Annotated in this window: 25 protein-coding genes; 12 read left to right on the forward strand and 13 right to left on the reverse strand. The window is 71.7% G+C overall.

Features of this window, described 5'->3' with window-relative positions; genetic code table 11:
• Positions 1-2: 2 nt before the first annotated feature.
• The 3 genes from efeB to G5C51_RS04905 are packed head-to-tail and all read left to right on the forward strand — an operon-like array spanning position 3 to position 3,071.
• Entirely contained in the window at positions 3-1,271 is a 1,269-nt protein-coding gene (gene efeB / locus G5C51_RS04895; protein WP_165232212.1) for an iron uptake transporter deferrochelatase/peroxidase subunit, read from the forward strand.
• Entirely contained in the window at positions 1,271-2,212 is a 942-nt protein-coding gene (gene efeU / locus G5C51_RS04900) for an iron uptake transporter permease EfeU (RefSeq protein ID WP_165232215.1), read from the forward strand. The genes efeB and efeU overlap by 1 nt, the downstream gene beginning before the upstream one ends.
• Positions 2,139-3,071, forward strand: coding sequence for an SCO2278 family lipoprotein (locus G5C51_RS04905; RefSeq protein WP_240929396.1), 933 nt, complete (start codon positions 2,139-2,141; stop codon positions 3,069-3,071). Before efeU ends, G5C51_RS04905 begins: the two co-directional genes overlap by 74 nt.
• Before the next feature lie 15 nt (positions 3,072-3,086).
• Here the strand turns inward: G5C51_RS04905 and G5C51_RS04910 are convergent, their stop codons facing one another.
• The gene (locus G5C51_RS04910) at positions 3,087-3,833 is read right to left on the reverse strand and encodes a bifunctional DNA primase/polymerase (protein WP_165232218.1); all 747 of its coding nucleotides are present in this window, start codon (positions 3,831-3,833) and stop codon (positions 3,087-3,089) included.
• 164 nt (positions 3,834-3,997) lie between these two features.
• On the opposite strand from G5C51_RS04910, the gene G5C51_RS04915 reads away from it, so the two are divergent.
• Complete coding sequence (locus G5C51_RS04915) at positions 3,998-4,816, forward strand: glycerophosphodiester phosphodiesterase (protein ID WP_165232221.1); 819 nt, start codon at positions 3,998-4,000, stop codon at positions 4,814-4,816.
• A gap of 11 nt (positions 4,817-4,827) precedes the next feature.
• On the opposite strand, the gene G5C51_RS04920 is transcribed toward G5C51_RS04915, so the two are convergent.
• Positions 4,828-5,430: a TetR/AcrR family transcriptional regulator gene (locus tag G5C51_RS04920; protein ID WP_165232224.1), complete on the reverse strand. Its 603-nt coding sequence runs from the start codon at positions 5,428-5,430 to the stop codon at positions 4,828-4,830.
• 101 nt (positions 5,431-5,531) lie between these two features.
• On the opposite strand from G5C51_RS04920, the gene G5C51_RS04925 reads away from it, so the two are divergent.
• Both G5C51_RS04925 and ddaH read left to right on the forward strand, forming a co-directional pair.
• Complete coding sequence (locus tag G5C51_RS04925) at positions 5,532-5,699, forward strand: DUF6243 family protein (protein WP_165232227.1); 168 nt, start codon at positions 5,532-5,534, stop codon at positions 5,697-5,699.
• 112 nt (positions 5,700-5,811) lie between these two features.
• Positions 5,812-6,666: a dimethylargininase gene (gene ddaH, locus G5C51_RS04930; protein WP_338118015.1), complete on the forward strand. Its 855-nt coding sequence runs from the start codon at positions 5,812-5,814 to the stop codon at positions 6,664-6,666.
• Here the strand turns inward: ddaH and G5C51_RS04935 are convergent.
• Positions 6,617-7,651, reverse strand: coding sequence for a small ribosomal subunit Rsm22 family protein (locus tag G5C51_RS04935; protein ID WP_165232230.1), 1,035 nt, complete (start codon positions 7,649-7,651; stop codon positions 6,617-6,619). The two genes, ddaH and G5C51_RS04935, sit on opposite strands and share 50 nt — an antisense overlap.
• A 111-nt stretch (positions 7,652-7,762) precedes the next feature.
• On the opposite strand from G5C51_RS04935, the gene G5C51_RS04940 reads away from it, so the two are divergent.
• Positions 7,763-9,235, forward strand: a complete 1,473-nt coding sequence (locus G5C51_RS04940) for a GMC family oxidoreductase (RefSeq protein WP_165232233.1) — start codon at positions 7,763-7,765, stop codon at positions 9,233-9,235.
• A gap of 9 nt (positions 9,236-9,244) precedes the next feature.
• Here G5C51_RS04940 and G5C51_RS04945 read toward each other — a convergent pair whose 3' ends face one another.
• On the reverse strand, positions 9,245-10,513 hold the full coding sequence (locus tag G5C51_RS04945) for a Bcr/CflA family multidrug efflux MFS transporter (protein WP_165232236.1): 1,269 nt from the start codon (positions 10,511-10,513) through the stop codon (positions 9,245-9,247).
• Positions 10,514-10,552: 39 nt separating this feature from the next.
• Positions 10,553-12,172 (reverse strand): alkaline phosphatase D family protein, encoded by a 1,620-nt coding sequence (locus tag G5C51_RS04950; RefSeq protein ID WP_165232239.1) that lies wholly within the window; start codon positions 12,170-12,172, stop codon positions 10,553-10,555.
• Positions 12,173-12,304: 132 nt separating this feature from the next.
• Between G5C51_RS04950 and G5C51_RS04955 the strand changes: the two genes are divergently transcribed.
• From G5C51_RS04955 to ligD (G5C51_RS04970), 4 genes are read left to right on the forward strand one after another with little or no spacing between them, the layout of a single operon-like run.
• Positions 12,305-13,201, forward strand: coding sequence for a DUF4429 domain-containing protein (locus G5C51_RS04955; protein WP_165232243.1), 897 nt, complete (start codon positions 12,305-12,307; stop codon positions 13,199-13,201).
• Between the two features lie 25 nt (positions 13,202-13,226).
• Entirely contained in the window at positions 13,227-14,003 is a 777-nt protein-coding gene (locus tag G5C51_RS04960; RefSeq protein WP_165232246.1) for an SDR family oxidoreductase, read from the forward strand.
• 34 nt (positions 14,004-14,037) lie between these two features.
• Complete coding sequence (locus tag G5C51_RS04965) at positions 14,038-14,403, forward strand: group I truncated hemoglobin (protein ID WP_165232249.1); 366 nt, start codon at positions 14,038-14,040, stop codon at positions 14,401-14,403.
• Between the two features lie 11 nt (positions 14,404-14,414).
• Entirely contained in the window at positions 14,415-15,413 is a 999-nt protein-coding gene (ligD, locus tag G5C51_RS04970) for a non-homologous end-joining DNA ligase (protein ID WP_165232252.1), read from the forward strand.
• Between the two features lie 16 nt (positions 15,414-15,429).
• Here the strand turns inward: ligD (G5C51_RS04970) and G5C51_RS04975 are convergent, their stop codons facing one another.
• Positions 15,430-15,630 (reverse strand): hypothetical protein, encoded by a 201-nt coding sequence (locus G5C51_RS04975; protein WP_165232255.1) that lies wholly within the window; start codon positions 15,628-15,630, stop codon positions 15,430-15,432.
• 38 nt (positions 15,631-15,668) lie between these two features.
• On the reverse strand, positions 15,669-16,556 hold the full coding sequence (gene ligD / locus G5C51_RS04980) for a non-homologous end-joining DNA ligase (RefSeq protein ID WP_165232258.1): 888 nt from the start codon (positions 16,554-16,556) through the stop codon (positions 15,669-15,671).
• Between the two features lie 32 nt (positions 16,557-16,588).
• Here ligD (G5C51_RS04980) and ku point away from each other — a divergent pair, with 32 nt between their 5' ends.
• Positions 16,589-17,554 (forward strand): non-homologous end joining protein Ku, encoded by a 966-nt coding sequence (gene ku / locus G5C51_RS04985; protein WP_165232261.1) that lies wholly within the window; start codon positions 16,589-16,591, stop codon positions 17,552-17,554.
• 147 nt (positions 17,555-17,701) lie between these two features.
• On the opposite strand, the gene G5C51_RS04990 is transcribed toward ku, so the two are convergent.
• From G5C51_RS04990 to G5C51_RS05015, 6 genes are all read right to left on the reverse strand, one after another.
• Positions 17,702-18,439, reverse strand: a complete 738-nt coding sequence (locus G5C51_RS04990; protein ID WP_165232264.1) for a DUF2382 domain-containing protein — start codon at positions 18,437-18,439, stop codon at positions 17,702-17,704.
• Positions 18,440-18,646: 207 nt separating this feature from the next.
• Positions 18,647-19,369, reverse strand: a complete 723-nt coding sequence (locus tag G5C51_RS04995; protein ID WP_165232267.1) for a DUF2382 domain-containing protein — start codon at positions 19,367-19,369, stop codon at positions 18,647-18,649.
• A gap of 134 nt (positions 19,370-19,503) precedes the next feature.
• Positions 19,504-20,310 carry an ATP-binding cassette domain-containing protein gene (locus G5C51_RS05000; protein WP_165232270.1) on the reverse strand — a complete coding sequence of 269 codons (807 nt, stop codon included), beginning with the start codon at positions 20,308-20,310 and terminating at the stop codon, positions 19,504-19,506.
• On the reverse strand, positions 20,307-22,205 hold the full coding sequence (locus tag G5C51_RS05005) for a dipeptide/oligopeptide/nickel ABC transporter permease/ATP-binding protein (protein ID WP_338118016.1): 1,899 nt from the start codon (positions 22,203-22,205) through the stop codon (positions 20,307-20,309). Before G5C51_RS05005 ends, G5C51_RS05000 begins: the two co-directional genes overlap by 4 nt.
• Positions 22,202-23,164: an ABC transporter permease gene (locus tag G5C51_RS05010; RefSeq protein WP_338118017.1), complete on the reverse strand. Its 963-nt coding sequence runs from the start codon at positions 23,162-23,164 to the stop codon at positions 22,202-22,204. Before G5C51_RS05010 ends, G5C51_RS05005 begins: the two co-directional genes overlap by 4 nt.
• Positions 23,165-23,199: 35 nt before the next feature.
• A complete protein-coding gene (locus G5C51_RS05015) occupies positions 23,200-24,783 on the reverse strand; it encodes an ABC transporter substrate-binding protein (protein ID WP_165232272.1) in 1,584 nt (527 codons plus the stop codon).
• Positions 24,784-24,856: the final 73 nt, after the last annotated feature.

The raw sequence follows: 24,856 nt of genomic DNA on the forward strand, positions 1-24,856 counted from the left end.
CCATGGCCGATGACCAGCTCGACGAGAACACGGAGCGGCCCGCGACCTCGCGTCGCGCCGTCCTCGGCTGGGGCGGCGCGGGGCTCGCGCTCGGCGCCGCCACGGCCGGCGGGGCGGCGGCCGCCGTCGCCTCCGGCGGCGATTCCGGTACGGCCCCGGTCGCCGACAGCGGCGCCGCGGTGGCCTTCCACGGCGCGCACCAGGCCGGGATCGCCACGGCCGTCCAGGACCGGCTGCACTTCGCGGCGTTCGACGTCACCACCGAGGACCGCGCGGAGCTCATCGCCGTACTGAAGAAGTGGACGCGGGCGGCCGAGCGGATGACCGCGGGCCGCAGCGTCGGCGAGGGCGCGGTGAGCGAGCTGGCGGAGGCGCCGCCGGACGACACCGGCGAGGCGCTGGGACTCAAGCCGTCCCGGCTGACACTCACCATCGGCTTCGGCCCCGGCCTCTTCGAGAAGGGCCGCTTCGGCCTCGAGGACCGCCGCCCGGAGGCGCTGATCGACCTGCCCGCCTTCCCCGGCGACAACCTCGACAAGAACCGCAGCGGCGGCGACATCTGCGTCCAGGCCTGCGCCGACGACCCGCAGGTGGCGGTGCACGCGATCCGCAATCTGGCCCGTATCGCCTTCGGGAAGATGGCGGTCCGCTGGTCGCAGCTCGGCTTCGGCAAGACCTCCTCGACCACGCCCGACGCCCAGACGCCGCGCAACATGATGGGCTTCAAGGACGGCACCCGGAACATCGCCGGGACGGACAAGAAGGCGCTCACCAAGCACGTCTGGGTCTCCGGGAAGGACGGCCCGGGCTGGATGGCCGGCGGCTCGTATCTCGTCGCCCGCCGCATCCGCATGCACATCGAGACCTGGGACCGGACCTCGCTGAAGGAGCAGGAGGACATCATCGGCCGCGACAAGGGCGAGGGCGCCCCCTTCGGCAAGTCGAAGGAGCGCGACGAACCCAACCTCAAGGCGATGCTGCCGGACGCCCATGTGCGGCTGGCGCACCCGGACTCCAACAGCGGCGCGCAGATGCTGCGCCGCGGCTATTCCTTCACCGACGGCACCGACGGCCTCGGGCGGCTGGACGCGGGCCTGTTCTTCCTCGCCTATCAGCGGGACGTACGGGACGGATTTGTGCCCGTGCAGCAGAGCCTGGCGCGCAAGGACACCCTCAACGAGTACATCCAGCACGTCGGTTCCGCGATCTTCGCCGTCCCGCCGGGCGTGCGCGACACCCGCGACTGGTGGGGCAGGGAGCTGTTCTCCTGATGTTTGCCGGCAACTATCTGATCGGCCTGCGCGAGGGCCTCGAGGCCAGCCTGGTCGTGTGCATCCTGATCGCGTATCTGGTGAAGACCGGGCGGCGGGAGGCGCTGCGCCCGGTGTGGCTGGGCGTGGCCGCCGCCGTAGCGCTGTCGGTGGTCTTCCAGGCGGCGCTGCAGCTGACCGAGAACGAGCTGACCTTCGAGGCCATCGAGCTGCTCGGCGGCTCGCTGTCGATCGTCGCGGTCGGCCTGGTCACCTGGATGATCTTCTGGATGAAGCGCACGGCGCGGCATCTCAAGGCGGAGCTGCAGGGCAAGCTGGACGCCGCGCTGGACATGGGCAAGGGCGCGCTGGTGCTGGTCGCCTTCCTGGCCGTCGGCCGGGAGGGCATGGAGACCTCGCTGTTCGTGTGGACCTCGGTGCGCACCAGCACCGAGGGCTCGACGACGCCGATGCTGGGCGCGCTGCTCGGCATCCTCACCGCCGTGGCGATGGGCTGGCTATTCTACCGCGGGGCGTTGAAGATCAATCTGGCGAGGTTCTTCACCTGGACCGGCGCGATGCTGGTGGTCGTGGCCGCGGGCGTGCTCGCGTACGGGATGCACGATCTGCAGGAGGCGCGCTTCCTGCCGGGCCTGGGCAACAAGGCCTTCGACATCAGCTCGACCTTCGACTCGGGCAGCTGGTACGGGACGCTGCTGAAGGGCATCTTCAACTTCCAGCCGGACCCCACCTGGCTGCAGGTCGTGATGTGGCTTGCGTATATCGTCCCCACGCTGTTCCTGTTCCTGCGCCCGGGTAAGGTTTCGAACCATGTCTCACCCCAGGTCCCACCCCAGACTCCTCGCGACGGCGCTGCTGAGCGCCCTGCTGACGACGGCGGCGACCGGGTGCGTCACGGTGCACGGGGAGACGAAGCTCCGGCCGGCGGCGACAAAGACTGAGGCCGCGCGGGTCCTGGAGGAGTTCACCAATGACAACAACAAGGCGAACCGCACCCTCGACCGCGGCCTGAACCGCGAGATCGAGACCGGCCCGCTGGGCGCCATCGACCAGGCCGGCCTGAAGGCGCGCAAGAAGCAGAACCCCAACGGCAATCCGGACTACACGCCGCTGGAGCTGACGGACCCGAAGTATCTGATCCCGAAGCAGGCAGGCTGGCCGCGCTGGTTCGTCGCCGACGCCCGCGCCAACCGGCCCTCGGCGGACACCAAGAACCGCTGGCTCGTCCTCTTCGAGAAGAAGGCGGAGGGCAAGCCGTGGAAGGCCGCGTACCTGTCGGTCATGCAGCCCGGTGAACTGCCGGACCTGGCCCGCGACAAGGACGGCTATGTGAAGCCGGTCGAGCCGGGCCCGGAGGAGCGGCTTTCGACGCCGGTGCCGGACCTGGACACGTCGTACGTGAACTACCTGAAGTCCGGCGGCAAGAACCCGGGCTTCGCGCCGGGCCAGCACACCACGCAGTGGGTCGAGGAGCGCAAGAAGCAGGCGAAGCAGCCGGGTTATGTCACGCAGTTCCGGGACACCCCGGCGGCGGGGTTCGCGACGTACGCGCTGCGCACCAGGGACGGCGGGGCGCTGGCGTTCTTCTCCACCCGGCACTTCGCGAAGCAGACGGTGGCGCCGGGCCGGACGATCCGCCTCGACGGCGTGGTGAAGGCGCTACTGACGGGCGAGGCGAAGCGCTCGGTGACGCTGGAGTGGGTCTCGGAGCAGGCCGTCCTGGTGCCGAAGAAGGGCAAGAAGGGCGACGTGGAGTTCCTGAACCGGATCCAGGGCCTGGTGGGGGCGAAGGGCGAGTAGCGCCTTACCGCGCCCTCAGCCCATCGGCCAGGCGGCCTGCTCGGCCGCCTCTTCCCGGCCCATGTAGGTCGCGCAGGCGTCGGTCAGCGTCTCCAGCAGCGTGAGCGGGTCCGGCAGCGCCAGCTCGGGCCCGCGCACCCACTCCACGCTCTCGCCGCCGGGCAGCCGCGCCGGCGGCACCAGTGCGTACGACCCGCGGCAGTGCCAGCGCAGCCCGGGGTGCTCATCCATGGTCTCGGGGTGGCAGTCCAGCTCGCACGGCCACCACTCGTCCTCGTCCTCGGGAGTGCCGCGGGTGGTGGTGAAGAACAGCATCCGCCCGGTCAGCGGCGACTCCCCCGCCTGCGCCACGGGCCCGACGGCGACGCCGTCCGCCTCCAGCTGCTCGAGCGCCTGCCGTCCGGCATCCAGCGGTACGTCGAGGACGTCGTGGTTACGGCCGGTGGCCGTGATGAAGTTCGCCTCCGGCTGCGCGGCCAGCCAGCGCTCGACGCGCTGCGGCTCGGTGCTCGCCTGGGTGTGCCAGGCGAAGGAGACGGGGTGGCGGCCTGGGGTGGGACAGCCGACGCGGTCACAGGAACAGCCATACCCCTCGGGGTACGCGGCGGGGGCCAGTGGCAGGCCGGCCTCGGCGGCGGCGAGCACCAGCTCGCTGCGGCGGGCGGCGGCGAGGCCTGCGGCCGATGCGACCGCGGCCGAGCGGGTGGACCCGCGCTGCAGCCACTGCGGGAACCTGCGGTTACGCCCCTTGCCCTGTGCCATGTATCCCCTCACCTCGGCCCCTGCGAGCCGCTCGTCCCCGGGGGCTCGCAGTGCCATGCTCCCACGCCGCGGCACGTCGCCTTGCCGGTTACCGGGCAATCCTGACGGGTGATGCGTGGGTCATCGGCATGAAACAGGGGACGACTCGCCCTAATCTGGTCTTTATGATCACAACCTATGTGGTAGCGGGATTAACCACCCTCACCACCGCCGCCGCCCTGGCACCGGGTGCCGGAGCCGCCGGACGCGTCACGTCCGCCGCCGAGCTGCCCGGAATCGTCTACACCGCACATCGCGGCGGCGCCCTGGAGGCGCCGGAGAACAGCATGTCGGCCCTCCGCGCCAGCTACCGCAGCGGGCGGGCGCACGTGCTGGACTTCGACACCCGAATGTTGCGCGACGGCACTCTAGTTGTGATCCATGACGCCACTCTTGACCGGACCACGAACAAGTCGGGGCGGGTGAGTGATCTCACCGCCGCCCAGTGGAAGAAGGTACGGGTGGAGCCGGACCCGTCACTGAAGGCCCGCTTCCGCCCGGAGCCGGCGCCGACGGTGGCGCAGGTGCTGAAGGAGTTCGGCGGAAAAGCCGTGCTCACCATGGAGGCCAAGGACCCGGCGAGCATCCCGCGGATCGCCGCCGAACTGGAGCGGCGCGGGCTCACCGGCTCCGTCTTCGTGAACACCAACTCCCCCGCCGTGGCCCGGAAGGTGCATCAGCTGGGGCTGCTGTCGCAGCTGTGGCGCTCGAAGAAGCAGATGCGCCATGACCACCCGAAGCGGTGGCGCGGCTTCGTGGACGTCTTTGACGTCGATCACCGGGCGCGGGGCGAGGACCTGCGGAAATTCGACAAGGCAGGGGTGGGCCGGGTCTGGGCGCATACCGTCAACACGGTGGCCGCCCGGGACCGGGCCGCGCAGCACGGCTGCGACGGCTTCGAGACGGATGCGCCGGGGTTGCTGTCCCGGACGCCCATGGCCTGAGGCGCCGCGCCTTACGCGGCGATCCCGCGCAGCGCCAGCTCGACGACGCGGTCCGCGTACGCGTGGTCCATCGGCAGGGTGCGCAGCAGCCACCGGTGGGCCAGCGGGCCGACGAGGAGGTCTGTGGCCACCCGGACGTCGACGTCGTCGGCGATGTGCCCGGCCGCGCGGGCGGCGGTGAAGCGCTCGACGTAGAGGTCGAGCTGCGGGCCCAGCACCCGCCGGTTGAACTCCTCGGCCAGGGCCGGGTCCGTGACCGCCGCCGCGGCCAGCGCCCTGGCCGGGCGGTCGTAGACGTCGCGGTTGAGCTCGTCGACCGTGGCGCGCAGCACCTCCTTGAGGTCGGCCTCCAGGTCACCCGTGTCGGGCAGTTCGTGCTGCCCCTGCGCGGCGTCCTCGCTGACGGCCGTGAAGGCGTCCAGCAGCACGGCGGCCTTCGAGGGCCACCAGCGGTAGATCGTCTGCTTGCCGACTCCGGCTCGGGCGGCGATGCCCTCGATGGTCAGCTTCTCGTAGCCGGTCTCGCCGACCTGATCGAGGGCGGCGTCGAGGATGGCGCGCCGGGACCGCTCACTGCGGCGGGAGGCGTCGGGCTTACGGGCGGTAGCGGGCATGCCCCCGAGAATACCCGTTGACAAGACGGTCCGTCTCGTCGCACACTCGGGAACCTGGCGAGACGAACCGTCTCGCTTCACTCGACCGAAGGGAACCCACCATGTCCAAGGGACGCGCCGGAAACATGCTCGGAGTCGGCGGCACCCGCTCCAAGCTCTCCCGCAAGGACCTGCGCGGCGGCGGCAACGGCCGTATTGGCGCAGGCACCGACCCGATGGCGCAGAAACGCGAGCTGCTCCGCAAGTTGCAGGAGGGCCGTACGGGTTGATGCCGCGGTGTCGACCCGTGCGCCAGGGCTCCTCGCGCCGCACCATGGGGCATACGCGCGTACGCGATCCGTACGCCTGGTCCCAAGGTGACCCCAGCGTGAGGAGCCCTCATTGCGCACTGCCTCGCCGCGCCGCTACCTGATGTGCCCACCGGCGCACTTCTCGATCAGCTACTCCATCAACCCCTGGATGGACCCGGCCAAGCCCGTGGACCCGCAGCTCGCCCACGCCCAGTGGGACGACCTGCGCCGTACCTACCTCTCCCTCGGCCATGAGGTCGAGCTCCTCGACCCGGAGCCGGACCTGCCCGACATGGTCTTCGCGGCGAACGGCGCCACCGTCATCGACGGGCGCGTCTTCAGCGCCCGCTTCGCCTACCCGCAGCGCGCCGGCGAGGCCCCGGCCCAGCGCCGCTGGTTCCGCGCCCACGGCTATACGGACATCGGCCTGCCGCAGCACGTCAACGAGGGCGAGGGCGACTTCACGGTCGCGGGCCCGTATCTCCTGGCAGGCCGCGGCTTCCGCTCCAGCCCCGATTCACACGCCGAGGCGCAGGAGTTCTTCGGCCGCCCGGCGATCGGCCTGGACCTGATCGACCCGCGCTACTACCACCTCGACACGGCCCTGTGCGTCCTGGACGACGGCCCGTCCCCCGACGTCATGTACTACCCGGACGCCTTCTCCCCCGGCAGCCGCTCCGTCCTCGCCGCCCTCTTCCCCGACGCCCTCATCGCCTCCCGCGAGGACGCGGAGGCCTTCGGCCTCAACGCGGTCAGCGACGGCAAGCACGTGCTCCTCCCCCAGGCGGCAGTCGGGCTGTTCACCCCACTCCGCGCCCGCGGTTACGAGCCCATCGCCCTGGACCTCACCGAGCTGCTGAAGGGCGGCGGCAGCGTCAAGTGCTGCACCCAGGAGCTCAGAGGTCGTCCTCCGGAGCCTCCGGCTCCCCCGGGGGATTCCAGCTAGCGCCCCAGCCGGCGTCGCGCGCCTGCCGGTACAACGGCCCGAGCCGCTTGCTGACGTTCCGCCGCTCCAGGGTCTCCTCGCCGGTGCACAGGTCGAGCATGACGAGCCCCTTCCGTACGAGCGGATGGCGCACGACGCGATTCGCGGCGGGCACGCTGTCCGGGACAGCTACCGGACGCACGGCGGCGACGTAGGAGAACTTCTCGTCCTCGTAGCCGAGCTCTCCTCCCTTCACCTGCCGGTGGAGGGAGGAGCGCTGCACCCGCGCCGCGAAGTGGCACCAGTCGGCGCCGGTCTCGATGGGGCAGTGGCCGCTGTGCGGACAGGGCGCGGCGACGCTGAACCCGGCCTCGATCAGCAGGTCGCGCGCCTCCATGACCCGGAGATACCCCTCGGGCGTGCCCGGCTCGACCACCACCACCGCCGCCTGGGCGCTCTCGGCGGCGGCGCTCAGCACGGCCCGCCGGGCGGGATCGGTGAGCTCGCCGAGCACGTACGAGACGGTCACCAGGTCGGCGGCGCGGAGCTGCAGGTCCTCGCCGATGACCTGCTGGCACCAGTCGGCGGAGGCGAGCGCGGGCGCCTCGGCGCCGCCGCCGTTCGCCAGCTCCTTGCCGATCGCGAGGGCGGGCTCGGCCCAGTCCAGCACGGTGGTGCTGCGCTCGCCGCCCGGCCAGGCGTCCTCGACCGCCCACACCGCGGCGCCGGTGCCGCCGCCGATGTCGGCGTGGCTGGCCGGGGCCCACGCGGGCGCGGCCTCGCGCAGCCCGCCGAGCGCGGCCCGTACGGCCTGGAAGGTGGCGGGCATCCGGTACGCCGCGTACGCCGCGACATCGGTGCGGTCGCGCAGCACGGGCGCGCTGGTCGGGGTCTCGCCGCGATAGGCCTCGATCAGCCGCTCCACGGCCCGGGCGGCCTGCCGCGCCGGCACCCCGTCGAGCACATCGCCGAGCCTGCCGCGCAGGGCGTCTTCGGTGCGGGTCACGGCCCGAGCCTAACGGGACGCAGAGGCCCCGCCGCGCACCACCCGCACCCCCTCCCGGGGGGCATCTCGTGCGCGGCCCCGGGTACCGCGTCACCCTTGGAGGTGATGCGGATGACATTCGACACCGTCATCGTCGGCGCGGGGTCCGCCGGCGGAGTGCTCGCCGCGCGCCTGTCGGAAGACCCCGGGCATTCCGTGCTGCTGCTGGAGGCGGGGCCCGATCTCGGCGTGGACCCGGCGGCGCTGCCACACGATGTCGCCGATGCCGGGGACGTCGGCGCGACCGACTACGACTGGGGCTTCGAGGCCGCGTTCGGCCCGCTGGGGCGCCGCTCCGCGGTGCATGCAGGGCGGCTCGTCGGCGGCAGCTCGGCGACCAACAACGTCATGGCCCTGCGTGGCCGTCCGGCCGACTACGACGGCTGGCACGGCTGGTCCGCCGACCAGGCGCTCGCCGCCTTCGAGCGGGTGGAGCGGGACCTCGACTTCGGTGCCCGCCGCGGCCACGGCGACACCGGCCCGGTCCCGATCCGCCGTTACGCCCCGGAGGAACTCCCGCCGCATCAGCGGGACTTCATGACCGCCTGCGAAGCGGCCGGCTACCGGCCCGTCGCCGACCTCAACCTCGCCGGGGCGACCGGCGTGGGCCCGCTGCCGCTCAACGCCGTCGACGGCGTACGCCAGTCCACCGCGCTGACCTACCTCGCCGCCGCCCGCGACCGGCCCAACCTCACCATCAGGCCGGGCCGGGCCGCGGACCGGGTGCTGATCCGTAACGGCCGCGCCACCGGCGTCCGGCTGGCGGACGCCGAGGAGATCACCGCCGACCGGGTCGTGCTCGCGGCGGGCGCCTACGGCAGCCCCGCCGTCCTGCTCCGCTCCGGCCTCGGCCCGGCCGCGGAGCTCCGCGAGCTCGGCATCGGCGTACGGCAGGACCTGCCGGGCGTGGGCGCGAACCTGCACGACCACCCGCTGCTGCGGCTGCTCTACGCGGCCCGCGGCGAACCCCGCGCGCTGCCCTGCCAGACCGTCCTGCAGACCCAGTCGGAGCCCGACGAACCCGCGCCCGACCTGCAGATCTTCCCCAGCGCCCTGGCGCCCGGCGAGACCGGCAGCCGGCTGCAGCTGCTGGTCGCCCTGCTGCGCCCGCACTCCCGCGGCCGGGTCCGGCTGGCCTCGGCCGACCCGGCGGCACCGCCGCTCATCGACCTCGGCCTGCTCGACCACCCCGACGATCTGCCCCGGCTGCGCGCCGGCGCCCGCGAGGCCCGGCGGCTGGCCGCCACCGCCCCGTTCAGCACCCACCTGGACGGTGAGCTGTGGCCCGGCGCCGGCGTCACCGCGGACGACGCCCTGGACGAGGCGATCCGGGGCAGCGTGAACGTCTACCAGCACCCGGTGGGCACCTGCCGGATGGGCCCGGCGACCGACCCCGGCGCGGTCGTCGACCCGGCCGGGCGGGTGCACGGCATCGACGGGCTGCACGTGATCGACGCGTCGATCATGCCGGCCATCCCGGCCGCCAATACGAATCTGCCGACCCTGATGCTCGCCGAGCACTGCGCGAAGTCGCTGGCGGCGTAGGCGTAGCGGCTACCGCTTCTTCTTCCGCGTCATCCCCACGAAGGCCACCACCGCGAGCACCGCGCAGGTCACCTGCACGATCGCCATCGGTACCGCCGTGCGCTCGCCCGCGACCCCGACCAGGGGCGAGGCGATGGCGCCGATCAGGAAGAAGGACGTGCCCAGCAGCGCGGAGGCGGAGCCGGCCGCGTGCGGGGTGCGCATCAGGGCCAGGGTGTTGGCGTTCGGCAGCACCAGCGCCATCGCCGACATCAGGACGAAGAGCCCGGCGGCGATCGGGACCAGGCCGACCCGGCCGAAGACGCCCGTCGCCATCAGCAGCAGCGCCACCGCCGCCGCGACCACCACCGCGAGACCCGCGCCGAGCGCGGCGTCGAGGCTGACGCGGCCGACCAGGACGCGGCCGTTGAGCTGGCCCACCGCCACCATGCCGATGGCGTTCAGGCCGAAGAGGAGGCTGTACGTCTGCGCGGACGCCCCGTACAGCTCCTGGATCACGAACGACGACGCCGATACGTACGCGAAGAGGGCCGCGAAGGCGAGGCTGCCGGCGATCACGTAACCGCTGAAGACGCGGTCGGCGAGGAGGTCGCGGAGGGTCTTCAGGGTCGCGGTGAAGCCGCCGGTGTGGCGGCGCGCGGGGTCCAGGGTCTCGGGGAGCCAGCGGGCGACGACGGCGGTGAGCAGCACGCCGACCACCACCAGCACCCAGAAGATGCCGCGCCAGTCGGTGAACTGCAGCACCTGCCCGCCGACCACCGGCGCGACGATCGGGGCGGCGCCGGAGACCAGCATCAGCGTGGAGAAGAAGCGGGCCATCGCCAGCCCGTCGTACATGTCGCGGACCACGGCCCGCGCGATGACCACCCCGGCCGCGCCGGCCAGGCCCTGGACCAGCCGGAAGCCGGTCAGCGCGCCGGACGTCGGCGCCAGGGCGCAGGCGGCCGTGGCGAAGATGTAGAGCACCATGCCCGCCAGCAGCGGGCGGCGGCGGCCCCAGCGGTCGCTCATCGGCCCGACGATCAGCTGGCCGAGCGCCAGGCCCGCGAGACAGGTGGTGAGGGTGAGCTGGATGCCCGCCGCCGAACTCCCCAGGTCCGCCGCCGCGTCGGGCAGCGCGGGAAGGTACATGTCCATCGACAGCGGCGGCATCGCCGTCAGACCGCCCAGCAGCAGGACGGTCAGAAGCCCGGCGCGGCGGCGGGGGCCGGGCGCCGGGCTGGCTGAGTGAGTCGTTTCAATCTCGGTCTGTGTGCGGCTATGACCGCTCTCCGACATGGGGGCCTCTCATGCGTCGTACGGGACCCCCCTACGATGTCATGCCGGATTCAGCCCGGGATTGCCCGCCTCCGTTACGAAGGAGGCGGTCGTCGCGATCGAGCCTCCCGGCGTGGTGACCCCGGACATGGTGCGGTAGTCCGCCCGCGCCTGGTCCCGGTCGAGCGCGATCTTCACATAGCCGCGGCGGCCGTTGAAGAACTTCATGTGCGGGTTGGCCTGCATGTACGCGTCCCAGGTCGGCGGCTTGTCGACGCCGTCCTTGCCGCTGCTGATCGACGTGGTGACGAACTCCGTGCCGAGGGTCTTGGAGCCCTGGTCGTCGAAGTCCTTCTTGATGTCGAAGGCGTAGTGGACGTGCACATCGCCGGTGAGCACCATCAGGTTCTCCGCCCCCGAGGCCTCGAAACCGGCCAGCAGCCGCTCGCGGGAGGCCGGGTAGCCGTCCCAGGAGTCCATGCTGACCTTGTAGTCGGCGGTCGAGCGGTCCCGCCGCTGGGAGAAGGTGACCTGCTGCGGAATGATGTTCCACAGCGCGGACGAGCGCTTCCAGCCGTCCAGCAGCCACCGCTCCTGGGTGGCGCCTGTCATGGTGCGGGACGGGTCGGTCGACTCCGGGCCCGGCGCGTCCCAGCCGTCGCCGTACGCCTGGTCGCTGCGGTACTGGCGGGTGTCGAGGATGTCGAACTGGGCGAGGGTGCCGTACCGCAGCCGCCGGTAGAGCTGCATGTCGGGGCCGGACGGGCGCTGCGGGCGGCGCAGCGGCTGGTGCTCCCAGTACGCGCGGTAGGCGGCGGCGCGGCGGGCGAGGAAGCCCTCCGGCGGATTGCCGTTCTCGTCCTGGTCGCCGGCGTAGTTGTTCTCGGTCTCGTGGTCGTCCCAGGTGGGCATGAAGGCGTGCGCGGCGTGCGCGGCCTTCAGGTCCGGGTCGGTCTTGTAGAGGGCGTAGCGCAGCCGGTAGTCCTCCAGCGCGACGGTCTCGCGGTTGAAGACGTCGGGGAGGACACGGTCGGTGTAATTACGGGCGCCGCCGACGGAGTTGACGGCGTACTCGTAGAGATAGTCGCCCAGGTGGAAGACGCAGGCGAGGTCTTCCTCGGCCAGATGCTTGTACGCCGTGAAGTAGCCGTCGTGGTACGCCTGGCAGGAGACGATGCCGAAATTCAGCGCGCCATTGCGGGCGCCGGTGGCCGGCGCGGTGCGGGTGCGGCCCACGGGGCTGATGTGACGGCCGGCCCTGAAACGATAGAAGTAGCGGCGGTCGGCCGAGAGGCCGGAGGCCTCGATGTGCACGGTGTGGTTGAACTCGGGGTGCGCCGGCGTGGTCCCGCGCCGGGCGATCCGGCGGAAGCCCTCGTCATGCGCGATCTCCCAGGCCACCGGGAAGGCGGTGGCCGGCAGCCCGCCGCCGCTCTCGTACGGCTTCGGGGCCAGCCGGGTCCACAGCACGACGCCGTCGGGGTGCGGGTCGCCGGAGGCGACGCCCAGGGTGAACGGGTCGTCCTTGATCGTCTTCGGGTCGCCCTCGGCGGCGTGCGCCTGCGGCAGGTTGGTGGTGAAGGCGAGCGCGGCGGCCGCGGAGGTGACGGTGACGAAGCGACGGCGGCTCAACCGGGAGGCGGCAGCGCGCAGTTCGGAATCGTGCGGCGAATGTGTCATACACGCAGTCGAGTGCCGAGAGTGGTCTAGTCCCTGTCGCGTACACAACACAGACATGACGGGCGAGTGAGATCAGCGTCAGGATCGGGACGGGCGGGGCATTCTGCCCAACACCCTCATAGACTCCGTGACATGGCTGAGCTGATCGGGAAGGACGGGACCTGGACCTTCGACGGGGACCTCGTCCGGATCGTGCCCGGCACCGACCGCGGGGTGCACAAGCTGCGCCGGCTGCTGGGCGAGGTCGCGGTGCCGCTGGAGGCGGTGGCGGGGATCGCGTACGAGGCGGGGAAGAAGGGCGGCCGGCTGCGGCTTCGGCTGCGGGACGGGGCCTGCCCGCTGCAGCAGGCGACCGGCGGGGCGCTGCCGGACGACGCGAGTCCGTACCAGGTGAAGGCGGACAGCGGCCGGACCGGCGTGGCCGAGTACTTCGCGGACGAGGTGCGCCGCGCGCTGCTGCTGGAGCAAATCCCGGACGGTCCCGCGGACCGCTATCTGATCGCCGGGCCCTCGGTCCCGCTGTCGGGGGACGGCCTGGACGGCACCGCCTCGTTCGACGGCGAGACGGTGCGGGTGGAGTGGAACTGGCTCGTCGAGGACAGCAAGAAGCACGCGGGCAACCGGGTCTTCACGCTCCAGGACCTGGTGGGCGTCGAGTGGTCCCCGGCGACCGCGCTCGGGGTCGGCGCCCTGCGCTTCAAGCCGCGCGGGCTGCTGACCCAGCTCAAGCCGGATCACGACCCGAACTGCCTGGCGCTGTGGGGCTTCAGGAAGGAGAGCGGGGCGACCGCCCTGATCGCCGCGGCGGTCACGGCCCGGCTGCCGCACCCGGCGGCGGTCGAGGACGCCGTGCCGCCGGCGAAGGCCCTGCCCGCGGATGCGCCGCCCGCGGCGGGGGACGACCACGACGCGATACTGCGCCGGCTGCGGGAGCTCGGCGAGCTGCACCGGGAGGGCGTCCTCACGGACGACGAGTTCGCCGTCGCCAAGCAGGCCGTCCTCGGCCGGCTGGCCGGGGGTGAGGGGTGATCGGCACCCGGGTTAGCCTGCGGTTATGAGCAGCCTCGAAGAGTCGAACACCGCCGCCCCCAAGGTCGCCGTCGTCACCGGAGCCGGGTCCGGGATCGGGCGGGCCGTCGCGCTCACCCTCGCCGACGCCGGCTGGAGCGTGGTGCTCGCGGGCCGTCGCAAGGCGCCGCTGGCCGGCACGGCGGAGCTGGCGGGGAACGGCAGCGCCGTGTCCGCGGTGCCGACCGACGTGACCGACCCGGCCGAGGTGGCGGCGCTCTTCGAGACGGCGCGCGAGCGGCACGGCCGCGTGGACCTGCTCTTCAACAACGCGGGCATGTTCGGCCCCGCCGTCCCCCTGGACGAGCTCGCCTACGATGACTGGCGCGGCGTCGTCGACGTGAACCTCACCGGCTCGTTCCTGTGCGCCCAGGCCGCCTTCCGGCTGATGAAGGCGCAGGACCCGCAGGGCGGCCGCATCATCAACAACGGCTCGGTCTCCGCGCACGCCCCGCGCCCGCACAGCGCCGCGTACACGGCGACCAAGCACGCGATGACCGGGCTGACGAAGTCGCTGTCCCTGGACGGCCGCCCGTACCGGATCGCCTGCGGGCAGATCGACATCGGGAACGCGGCCACGGACATGACGCAGAAGATGCAGACCGGCATTCTGCAGGCGCACGGCGGCACGGCCGTCGAGCCGGTGATGGACGTCGCGGACGTGGCCCGCACCGTGCTGCACATGGCCGCGCTGCCGCTCGAGGCGAACGTTCAGTTTGCGACAGTCATGGCCACCAACATGCCACTCGTCGGGCGGGGTTGAGCAGGAAGCGGTCAAAGACCCATACTCCTGCCCCATGAGTTCCCCTAGCCTCTACGAGACCATCGGCGGCGCCCCCGCCGTCGGCGCCGCCGTCGACGACTTCTACGTCCGCGTGCTCGCCGACCCCGAGCTGGCCGGATACTTCACCGGCGTCCCGATCGACAAGCTGAAGGCCCACCAGCGCGACTTCATCGGCGCCGCCCTGGGCGGCCCGGAGGCGTACGAGGGCCTCGGCATGGAAGCCGCGCACGCCAAGCTCGGCATCACCCCGGAGCACTTCGACCGCGTGGTCGGCCACCTGGCCGGCACGCTGGAGTCCCTCGGCGTGGACGCCCCCACCATCAAGGAGATAGCCGGCGCCCTCGCTCCCCTGAAGGCGGACATCGCCCAAGGGGCTTAGCCTCGCGAAGTATGAGCGACCTGGGCGGACTCCCCCACGTCCAGCCCATGCTGGCCGTGTCCGGCAGCCTGCCGTCGGCCACCGCCGATGAGCACTTCGGATACGAGCTGAAGTGGGACGGGGTGCGGGCCGTCGCGTATATCCCCGGCGACGGCTCGCTCACCCTGCTCACCCGGAACGACAACGACGTCACCGCCCAATACCCGGAGCTGGCCCCGCTCGGCGAGGCGCTCGCCGCCACCCCGTGCGTCCTGGACGGCGAGATCGTCGCCCTCGGCCCGGACGGCCGCCCGTCCTTCGCCGACCTGCAGCGCCGGATGAACCTCACCAAGGCGGCGGTGATCGAGCGGCTGTCGGCGGAGGTCCCGGTCGACTACATGGCCTTCGACGTCATGCACCTCGCCGGGCGCGACACGACCCGCGAGCCGTACGAAGAGCGCCGCACCCGCCTCGAAGGCCTGGACGTGAACGGCCCGCGCTGGTCCACACCCCCGTACTGGTCGGGCCACGGCGAGCAGGCGCTGGAGCTGACCCGGGAGCACGGCCTGGAGGGTCTCGTCGCCAAGCGGCTGACCTCGGCGTATCTGCCGGGCCGACGCAGCGACAGCTGGCTGAAGATCAAGAATGTCCGGACCCAGGAGGTCCTCATCGGCGGCTGGACCCAGGGCGAGGGCCGCCGCCGCGGCGCGCTGGGCGCGCTGCTCGTCGGCATCCCGGGCCCTGACGGCCTCCGCTACGCGGGCAGCGTCGGTACGGGCTTCAGCGAGCACGCACTCGAGCGCCTGCAGGAACTGCTCGACCCACTGGAGCGCGAGACCAGCCCCTTCAACGGCCCGGTCGCCGACCGCCACGTCCGCAGCGCCGACGTGCACTGGGTGGAGCCGGAACTGCCGGGAGAGGTGGCGTACGCGGAGTGGACGTCGGCCGGGAAGCTGCGGCATCCGGTGTGGCGGGGGCTGCGCATGGACAAACCCCCGCCGCGCGGTAAGCGGCGGGGGCGGGCTGCCTGAAGGCCAGCGGTCCTGGTCAGCGGTCCTTCTGGGCCGAGCGGCGCTGGCCCTGCGGGTTGGTCCTGCTGCTGTGCGACTTGGAGTCGAAGTGCGAGGACATGCCCTTGGCGCGCTGGGAGGCCTCGTACTTGGTGTTGCGCGCCTCGATCGCTTCCTGGAAGGCGGGGTTGCCGCCCTCGCGATGACGGTTCGGATCGTGCTTGTGGTGCTTGCTCATGATCACCCTCCTACGCCTCCCACCATGACACGAATGGGCTAATCCGGCATTCCGGGCAAATCGAATGCGGTTTCGAGCAGCTCCGCGAGCAGATCCCCCTGGTCAGCGGCCCGCTCCCGCACCTCGTCCGGCAGGAACACGAACTCCTCCGGCGCCGCACAGTCCGCCACCTCGTCCCAGGTCACCGGCGTGGACACGGTCGGCTCCGGGCGCGCCCTGATCGCGTACGGCGCCACCGTCGTCTTCGCCTGCGCGTTCTGGCTCCAGTCGAGGAAGACCTTGCCGGGCCGCAGCTTCCGCGTCATCTGATGCAGCACGAGATCGGGATGCTCCCGCTCCAGCCGTACGGCCAGGGCCTTGGCGTACGCGCTGGCGTCCTTCGAGGGCGCCCCGGCCAGCGGCACGTACAGGTGCAGCCCCTTGGACCCCGACGTCTTCGCCCAGGCGTCGAGCCCGTCGGCCCGCAGCGCCTCGCGTACGAGCAGCGCCACCCGGCAGCATTCGACGACGGTGGCCGGCGGACCCGGGTCGAGGTCGAAGACGATCCGGTCTGCGATGCCCGGCTCGGCCGCCTGCCACTGCGGCACGTGGATCTCGATGGCGGCGAGGTTCACCGCCCACAGCAGGGTGGACAGGTCGTCGACCAGGACGTGGTGCGTGGTGCCGCTGCTGGTCGGCACATCCACCGTCCTCACCCATTCAGGCGCGCCGGGCGGAATGTTCTTGGCGAAGAAGCGCTGACCCTCCACGCCCTCCGGGAAACGGAGGAACGACGCGGGGCGGCCCTGCACGTGAGGCAGCAGATAGGGGGCGATGTGGGTGTAGTAGTGCAGCACCTCGCCCTTGGTGAAGCCGGGCTCCGGATAGAGCACCTTGTCGAGGTTGCTGAGCTTGATCCGGCGGCCGTCGACCTCGGCGATCGGCATATCCTGAACTCCTCCGCGAGAGGACATATCGGATGAAATCTATCTGGAAAGGTGCGATTTCCTTCGGCCTGGTCTCCATCCCGGTCCAGCTCTTCTCGGCGACCGAGGAGCGCGGCGTGTCCTTCAAGCAGGTGCACGCCAAGGACGGCGGGCGCATCCGCTACCGGCGGATCTGCGAGATCGAGGACAAGGAAGTCCCGTATTCCGACATCACCAAGGCCTACGAGGCGGCCGACGGCAATCTCGTCATGCTGACGGCCGAGGAGCTGGCGGATCTGCCGCTGCCCAGCAAGAAGATCATTGACGTGGTCGGCTTCGTCGAGACCGAGACCTTCGACCCGATCCAGTTCGCGCGGCCGTACTACATCAAGGCGGCGGACGCCTCGGCGGCGAAGCCGTACGTGCTGCTGCGGGAGGCGCTGGAGCGCTCCGGGCGGGTGGCGGTGGTGAAGGTGGCGCTGCGCAGCCGGGAGGCGCCGGCGCTGCTGCGGGTGCACGACGACGTGCTCGTGCTGCACACGATGCTGTGGCCGGACGAGGTGCGGGCCGCGAAGGGCATCGCGCCGGACAACAAGGTGACCGTGCGCAAGCAGGAGCTCGAGATGGTCGACTCCTTCATGGACGCGCTCGGCGGCTACGACCCGGCGGACTTCACGGACGAGTACCGGGAGGCGGTGGAGGCGCTCGTCGCGAGCAAGGAGGGCGAGGGCCCGCCGGTGGAGCAGGAGGAGCCGGCGGAGAAGCCGGGCAAGGTCATCGACCTGATGGCGGCGCTGGAGGCGAGCGTCGAGGCGGCGAAGTCCTCCCGGGGGGAGGACAAGAAGGCCGCAAAGAAGGCGCCGGCGAAGAAGGCAGCCGCAAAGAAGGCGGCTCCCGCCAAGAAGACGCCCGCCAAGAAGACCACCGCAAAGAAGACCACCGCAAAGAAGACCACCGCAAAGAAGACGCCCGCCAAGAAGACTGCCACGAAGAAGGGCACCGGCAAGAAGGCCGCCTGACCGGTCCCGCTCAGGGGCATGGGGGCGAACCCCCCGGAAATCCTCAGCGGCGAACCGCGGCGAAGCCGCCCCGCGCACCACACGAGGCCCGCGCTCTTCGCGCGGGCCTCGTTCTGTGCCTACTGCTTCAGGGCTGCGTGCGGTCTCTCAGAACCAGCTGCCCTTGCCCTTGCCCTCACCGATGTCATCGGCGCGGGCCCGGACGTCATCGGCGTCGCCGCGCACCGCGTCGGCGGCGCGCGCGAAGAGGCCCTCACGGGTCTCGCCCATGGCGGCGTCGCGGCGGCCACGCTCACGGAAGCCCTCTTCGACCTCCGACACCTGGATGCCGCCGTTGGCCACCTGCGGGACGTTCTCGACGAGCTCCTCGCGGCGCAGCCGGGTCTCGTACTCCTGGGTCTCGGTCACGGAACGGGAGCCGAGCTCGACGGCCTCGTAGGGCACGGCCTTCTTGTGCACCACGACGTTCGAGTCCTGGCCCTCGAGCGGGACCTGGATGCTGCGCTCCACGAACTCGTGCCGCTCGCCGGGCTCGACATCACCGATGTTCACCCGGCTGACGATGGCCTCGTCGTGGCTGCGCTCGACCCGGAACCGCTCGGGGTGCTCGGTGACGCGGACCGACACGGAAGCCTGGCCCAGGGGCACGCGCTTCTGGCCGGCCTCGACCTCGAGCTGCTCCTCGTAAGCGACGATGCGCTCACGGCGGTTCGAGTCCTGGAAACGGTTCGACTCCTGGAAGCGGTCAGTGGCCTGCTCCGCGGCGTCCGCGGCCGACCGGGCAGCCGACTGGCCGCTGCCTACGCCGCCGCTCTGCGCGGCCGCACGGGCTGCGTTCGCGGCCTTGCCACTACCACCCCTGCTGGTGTTCTTGTCCGTCTGCACTGTTCCTCCCGCTGGATCCGGAATCCAGGGATAGACGCGGCTTCGCCGGAGAACCCGGCAAAACCCCACTTACCCCATCAAACCCCCCCGCCGTTCGGGTGTCGACCGGAAGGAGTAACTCCCTGGTCAGAGGCGTGCCCACGGCACGGCGAAGGCCCGTACCCACCAAGGGGGTACGGGCCTCGTACAAGCCGGTTTCAGCCGGGTTCAGCCGGTGAAGCGGCCCTTGCTGTCACGGCCGTTCTCGTCGTCGTCATCGGCCTCGGCCGCGGAGAAGCTGGCCTTGGCGGAGTCCGCCGACTTGCTGGAGAACTGGCGCTGGGTGCCACGGGCCTCGCGGGCCGTGTAGTGGCGGTCGTCGACCTGGATGTTCGCCTGTGCCTCGGCGATCTGCGGCTCGATGACCTCGCACTCCTGCCGGCGGCAGTCGGCCTCGACCGTCACGTGGCTGGTCTCCGGAGTGACCTCCAGGACGACCTTCTCGTACGGCGCGGCGGTGCGGTGCACGGCACCGGCGACGTCCGTACCGTGCAGGACGACCTCCTGGACGCTCTCGCCCATGTCGAAGTTGGCGCGGCCCTCGACGAGGTCGCCGCGGCTGACCGGCTCCCGGTGGAAGTTCGCGTGCTCACGCGTCACCGGCATCGAGACGGAGCGGCGCTCGCTGGTCACCTTGGTCTTGAGCTGGGCCTTGCCGAGCTCAATCTGGCGCAGCTGCGGGTCGGCCTCGAGGGACTCCTCGTAGAGGGTCACCTCGACCGGCTGCTGGCGGGAGTACTGCGGGGCACGGGCGTCCTTGGACTTGGCGTGCTCACCCCACTCCGGGCCGGTCACCTTGACGGTGCCGTCGGCCTGGGCCTGAGCCTGGGCCTCGGCACCGCGCTCGGCGCGGCCGCTGCCGCCCTTCATGTTCGACTTGTCGGTCTGCACTGTTCCTCCAGCTGGGTAGGTCCAGGGGATGCTTTGGCTCCGCCGGACCTTCAGGACAGGTCCGGCGAAATCCGACATCAACCATCAAACCTCCCACCCGTTCGGGTGTCGACCGGAGGGGGTAAGCGCCCAGGTCAGGCGCGCACGCGCGGCACGCTCGCCAGCAGCGTCTTCGTGTAGGCGTTCTGCGGCGCGGTGAACAGCGCGTCCCGCTCGCGGTGCTCGACGATGCGGCCCTCGGACATCACCGCGACCTCGTCGCTGACATGCCGTACGACGGCGAGGTCGTGCGAGATGAAGAGCATCGTCAGCGGCCCGGCCGCGCGGAGGTCGCGCAGCACGCCGAGGACCTCGGCCTGCACCGAGCAGTCCAGCGCTGACGTCACCTCGTCCGCGATGATCACCTCGGGTCGTACGGCCAGGGCGCGGGCGATGGCGATGCGCTGGCGCTGGCCGCCGGAGAAGGCGTTCGGGTAGCGGTCGGCGGCGTCCGGATCCATGGCGACCTTGCCGAGGAGTGTCTCGACCTCGTCGCGGTGGGCGTACAGCTTGCCGCGGCGGGGGTCGATGGCCTCGGCGATGGCCTCGCCCGCGGTCATCCGCGGGTTGAGGGAGGCGTACGGATCCTGCGGGATCAGCTGCACCCGGCGGCGCAGCGTCGCGAGCCGGTCGCGGCGGGCGCCGGCGAGGTCGTCGCCGTCGAGCAGCACCCGGCCGCCGCTGGGCCTGACCAGCCCGACGACCGCCTTGGCCAGGGTGGACTTGCCGGATCCGGACTCGCCTACGAGGCCGAGGGTGCGCCCCTCCGCGAGGCTGAGGCTGACCCCGTGCAGGACCTGGCGGCGGCGCGGGCCGAAGCCGAAAGCGACGTCGAGGGCGTCGAGTTCGAGGACGGGGGCCGCTGCCGCGGGGGTGTCTTCCGGGGGGCTGGGGACGGTCATGCGGTGCTCCCTTCCGAGGCGGCGCTATCGGCCGCGGCGGGGACGGACTCAGGAGTCAGGTCCCAGTCGAGCGCGAAGCACGCCGCCGCCCCGCCGGACTCCATCGGCTGCAGCACCGGCCGGTGCTCCTCGCACTCCGCGCGAGCGAGCTCGCACCTCGGCGCGAAGGCACACCCCGCCGGCCGGTCCGCCGGCTGCGGCGGGCGGCCCGGGATCGGGGCGAGCGGCTTGTCCTCGTCGACCTCCGGGGTCGCCGCCAGCAGGGCCCGGGTATAGGGGTGCCGGGCCTCGCCCGCGCGCAGCCGCTCCACCGGGAGCTCCTCGACCAGGCGGCCCGAGTACATCACCAGCACCCGGTCGCAGATCTGCGTCACCACCCCGATGTCGTGCGAGATCAGCAGCACCGCGGTGCCGTCGCGCTCGTTCGCCTCGCGCAGCAGCTTCAGCACCTCGGCCTGCACGGTCACGTCCAGCGCCGTCGTCGGCTCGTCGGCGATCAGCAGCCGCGGCTTGGTCAGCAGCGCCGAGGCGATCATCGCCCGCTGCCGCATGCCGCCGGACAGCTCGTGCGGGTGCTGCTTCATCCGCTGCTCGGGGAGCGTCACATGGGCGAGCCGCAGCTGTTCCACGGCCTGCGCCGAGGCCTCGGCCCGGCCCGTATCGCCGTGCACCCGCAGCGTCTCGGTCAGCTGACTGCCCAGCTTCAGCGTGGGGTTGAAGGACGCCGACGGGTCCTGGTAGACGATGCCGATCTCGGTCGCGAGCCGCTTGGGGTCCACCTCGCCGCGCAGGTCCAGGTCGCCCAGGCGCAGCCGCGCCGCGTCGGGGCGCAGCCCTTCCGGCAGCAGCTTCGCGACGGCCATCGCGGTGAGGCTCTTGCCTGACCCCGACTCCCCCACCACGCCGACGACTTCACCGGCGCGGAGGTGCAGGGAGACGTCCTCGACCAGCCGGGTGCCGTCGGGCAGCGAGACGCTGAGTCCGTCGACCGCCACCAGGGCGTCGTCCGGTGCCGTCCGGCCGGCCGGTTCCGTAGCCGCGAGGACCGCCTTGATACGGGCCTTGCCGCCCCGGCCGCGCGCGTCCGGGTGCACCGCCGCCGCGAGCCCGTCGCCGATCAGGCCGCCGGCCAGACCGGCGACGATGATCGCGATCGACGGGGCCACGACAGGGGCGGCGTTGACGTAGATGTCGGGGAGGCTCTTGCCGAGCAGCGAGCCCCAGTCGTACTTCGGCGGCTGGGTGCCCATGCCCAGCACCGACAGCCCTGACAGCGCCTTCAGCGAGACGGTGAAGGCGACCGAGACGAGCACCAGCAGCGGCTCGGCGATGTTCGGCAGGATGTGCCGACGCAGCATCCGCCCCGGGGCGACGCCGAGCAGCCGGGCCGTCGAGACGAAGTCGCGGTTCGCGATGCCCGCCGCCAGATTGGTGGTCAGCCGGGCGAAGGCCGGGCAGCTGGCCAGGCCGATGGCGACGACGCAGGTCGTGGCGCTGGGGCTGAGCACGGCGGTGACGGTGAGCGCGAAGATCACCGCCGGGTACGACACCAGCACGTCGATCAGCCGGAGTCCCAGCTCTCGCACCCGCGGCCCGCTCACCCACACGGCCGCGCCGAAGAGGATGCCGCCGACCGCCGCGATGGCGGTGGCGCCGAAGGCCATCAGCAGCGTGAGCCGGGTGGCGGCGAGCGTACGGGCGAGGACGTCGCGGCCGAGCGCGTCGGTGCCGGAGAGGTGCTCGGCGGAGGCGCTCTGGTGGGTGGCCTGCGGGTTGAGGCGGTCGGCCGCGTCGCCCCAGACCATCGGGCCGATGACGGCCAGCACCAGCAGCGCCGCCATGAGGACGGTGCCGATGACGAGTGAGGGGGTCCACCTGAGGTTCTTCAACGTCACTGCCCCGCCTTCGCGTTCAGGGTGCGCGGATCGAGGAGGCCGAGCACGACGTCGACCAGCAGGTTGAGCACCGCCGCCAGCAGGCCGAGGAGCAGCACGATCCCCTGCATCACCGGGTAGTCGCGGGCGACGATGGCGCCCACCGCCGCGCTGCCGAGGCCCGGCCACTGGAAGACGTACTCGACGACGACCGTGCCGCCGAGCAGGCCGGTGAGGATCAGCCCGCCGAGGGTGAGGGTGGAGGTGAGCAGGTTCGGCAGCGCGTGCCGGGCGTAGAGCCGCAGCGCGGGCAGCCGGCGGCCGCGGGCCGTGCGCATGAAGTCCTGCGTCAGCACCGACGCCGTCTCCCGGCGGACGATCCGGGCGAGGGTGCAGATCGGGCCGACGCTCACCGCGATCACCGGCAGCAGCAGCGCGGAGAGCGTCGCCGCGCCGGACGAGGGCAGCACGCCCAGGCCCAGCGCGAAGACGAGGATGAGCAGCGTGCCGAGCACGTATTCGGGGACCGCGCCGGCCAGCGCCGTGGCCGACGTGAAGGCGGTGTCCAGCGACCGCCGCCGCCCCGCCCGGCAGGCGACCGCGATCGCCATGCCGAGCGGTACGGCGACGAGCAGCACCACCACGATCGCCAGCAGCGCCAGCTCGGCGGTGAACGGCAGCCGGTCGCCGAGCAGGTCCGCGACCGGGCGGCTGGTGGCGAAGGACGTGCCGAGGTCGCCGCGCAGCAGCCCGCTCACGTAATCGCCGAACTGGACGAACAGCGGCTGGTCGAGGCCCAGTTCACTGCGCACCTCGGCGATCCGGGCCGGGGTGGCGTCGGAACCCGCCACCCGCCGGGCCGGGTCGCCGGGGATCAGCTGGATCATCAGGAAGGTGACGACGACCAGCGTCACGAGCACCCCGACGAGCCCGATGGCGCGGCGCAGCAAGAAGGTCAGCCAGGGTGATCGCGTACCCACTGGTGCTCCTTTCCGTATCTGATCCAGCCGATGGGTTACTTGACGAGCCGGATCGACGTCGCGTCGTGCACGCCGTCAGGGTTGATCGCGGCGATCCGCTTGCTGGTGACGTAGTTGATGGCGACGGCCGCCAGCGGCACCACGTCGTTCTCCTTCAGCAGCGACTTCTGCGCGGCGCCCCAGGCCTTGCACTTGGCGCCCTCCTCGGTGGTCGCCATCGCGCCGCCGAAGCCCTTGGCGAAGCCGGCGTTGTCGATGCCGGCGAAGTTGCGGCCCTTCGGCGGGTCCTCGCCGAGCATCAGTCCGGCCGGGGAGGTGAGGAGGTTGGTGACGTTCAGGTTCGGGAAGACCGTGACGTCCCAGTCGCCCTTGTTGCCGAGGACCTCGTTGCCCCAGGTGGCGTTGTCGGCGTTCTTCAGCTCCACCTTGGCGCCGGCGGCCTTCAGCGAGGCCTGGACGAACTCGTTGCCCGCGCCGCCCGCGACGGCGTTGGTGCCGACGAGCTTGATCTTCTTGCCCGCGAGCCCGGCCTTGGCGGCCTTCGGGTCGGCCTTGGTCGTGAGCTTCGGGTCGTCGAGGGCGCAGGGCACGGTCTTGTCGGCGATGGAGTGCATGACGGTGCCGGTGCCCTTGGTGACCGACTGGTTGAAGCTCTTGGCGTCCAGCGCCTGGGCGACGGCCTTACGGAACGCCGGGTCGGCGCCCGGGTGCCCCTTGCGCTCGTTGAAGGCGACCATCATGCGGACCAGCGGCGCCTTCTCGATGTTGAACTTCTTCGCCGCGGCCAGCCGCGCGATGTCGGGCCCGGTGATGCCGGTGTAGTCGAGGCTGCCCTCCATCATCTTGTTGGCCATCGTCGACTCGGCCTGGGTGACGCTGACGTCGAAGCGCTCGGGCGCCTCGCCCTCGGGCTGCTTGGCGTACTTCGCCGCCCACGTGTACTTGTCGCGGGCGGTCAGCGTGTACGAGGAGCCGGACTTGGCGTCGGAGACGTAATAGCGGCCGGTGCCGGCGCCCTTGCCGCCGGACTTCAGCAGCTTCTCGTCCTTGATGCCCTTCTCGCAGACGATCCCGGACTGCGGCAGCGACAGCCCGTAGAGCAGGTCGGACCAGGGGTTCTGCAGCTTGATGGTGACCTTGCCGGAGGCGTCGTCGCCCTTGATGTCGACCTTGTTGCCGGCGCCGAAGACGGTGGCCGCGCCGGTCTTCGGGTCGGCGAGCCGCTTCAGCGATTCGGCGACCGTGGTGGCGGTGACCTTCGTGCCGTCGGTGCAGGTGACGCCGGAGTTGAGGGTGAAGGAGGCGTTCTTCGCGTCCGGCATCTCCCAGCTCTTCGCCAGCCGTCCGACGATCTCCCCGCCGTCGTCGCGGGCCACCAGGGTGTCGTAGAGCAGCCGGTCCAGCTGCAGGTCGGCGGCGATGGTGCCCTTGGCCGGGTCGAGCGTGGTCGGGTCGGAGGCGATCTGGTACGAGACCGCGCCGCCGCCCTTGCCGCCCCCGTCCCCGCCGCTCGCGGAGTCGCTGCCGGTGGTGCAGGCGGCGGAGGCCGCGACCGTGCCGAGGGCGACGGCTATCGCGGCGACTCTCGCCGCGGGGCGCTTTGTACCTGAACGTGCCATTTCGAAGCCTCCATTGGGCGTACGCCATCGGCGGGCCGGCGCACGCCGGTCCGTTGAAGAGGTGCGGTGACGA

The organism is Streptomyces coryli, assembly GCF_011044975.1.
Classification (GTDB): Bacteria; Actinomycetota; Actinomycetes; order Streptomycetales; family Streptomycetaceae; genus Streptomyces; species Streptomyces coryli.

Bases quoted from the DNA above. Each gene is read 5' to 3' on its own strand.
- efeB (WP_165232212.1), top strand. From the start codon at position 3: ATGGCCGATGACCAGCTCGACGAGAACACGGAGCGGCCCGCGACCTCG.
- efeU (WP_165232215.1), top strand. From the start codon at position 1,271: ATGTTTGCCGGCAACTATCTGATCGGCCTGCGCGAGGGCCTCGAGGCC.
- G5C51_RS04910 (WP_165232218.1), bottom strand. From the start codon at position 3,833: ATGGCACAGGGCAAGGGGCGTAACCGCAGGTTCCCGCAGTGGCTGCAG.
- G5C51_RS04915 (WP_165232221.1), top strand. From the start codon at position 3,998: ATGATCACAACCTATGTGGTAGCGGGATTAACCACCCTCACCACCGCC.
- G5C51_RS04920 (WP_165232224.1), bottom strand. From the start codon at position 5,430: ATGCCCGCTACCGCCCGTAAGCCCGACGCCTCCCGCCGCAGTGAGCGG.
- G5C51_RS04925 (WP_165232227.1), top strand. From the start codon at position 5,532: ATGTCCAAGGGACGCGCCGGAAACATGCTCGGAGTCGGCGGCACCCGC.
- G5C51_RS04940 (WP_165232233.1), top strand. From the start codon at position 7,763: ATGACATTCGACACCGTCATCGTCGGCGCGGGGTCCGCCGGCGGAGTG.
- G5C51_RS04945 (WP_165232236.1), bottom strand. From the start codon at position 10,513: ATGTCGGAGAGCGGTCATAGCCGCACACAGACCGAGATTGAAACGACT.
- G5C51_RS04950 (WP_165232239.1), bottom strand. From the start codon at position 12,172: ATGACACATTCGCCGCACGATTCCGAACTGCGCGCTGCCGCCTCCCGG.
- G5C51_RS04955 (WP_165232243.1), top strand. From the start codon at position 12,305: ATGGCTGAGCTGATCGGGAAGGACGGGACCTGGACCTTCGACGGGGAC.
- G5C51_RS04960 (WP_165232246.1), top strand. From the start codon at position 13,227: ATGAGCAGCCTCGAAGAGTCGAACACCGCCGCCCCCAAGGTCGCCGTC.
- G5C51_RS04965 (WP_165232249.1), top strand. From the start codon at position 14,038: ATGAGTTCCCCTAGCCTCTACGAGACCATCGGCGGCGCCCCCGCCGTC.
- ligD (WP_165232252.1), top strand. From the start codon at position 14,415: ATGAGCGACCTGGGCGGACTCCCCCACGTCCAGCCCATGCTGGCCGTG.
- G5C51_RS04975 (WP_165232255.1), bottom strand. From the start codon at position 15,630: ATGAGCAAGCACCACAAGCACGATCCGAACCGTCATCGCGAGGGCGGC.
- ligD (WP_165232258.1), bottom strand. From the start codon at position 16,556: ATGCCGATCGCCGAGGTCGACGGCCGCCGGATCAAGCTCAGCAACCTC.
- ku (WP_165232261.1), top strand. From the start codon at position 16,589: ATGAAATCTATCTGGAAAGGTGCGATTTCCTTCGGCCTGGTCTCCATC.
- G5C51_RS05000 (WP_165232270.1), bottom strand. From the start codon at position 20,310: ATGACCGTCCCCAGCCCCCCGGAAGACACCCCCGCGGCAGCGGCCCCC.
- G5C51_RS05015 (WP_165232272.1), bottom strand. From the start codon at position 24,783: ATGGCACGTTCAGGTACAAAGCGCCCCGCGGCGAGAGTCGCCGCGATA.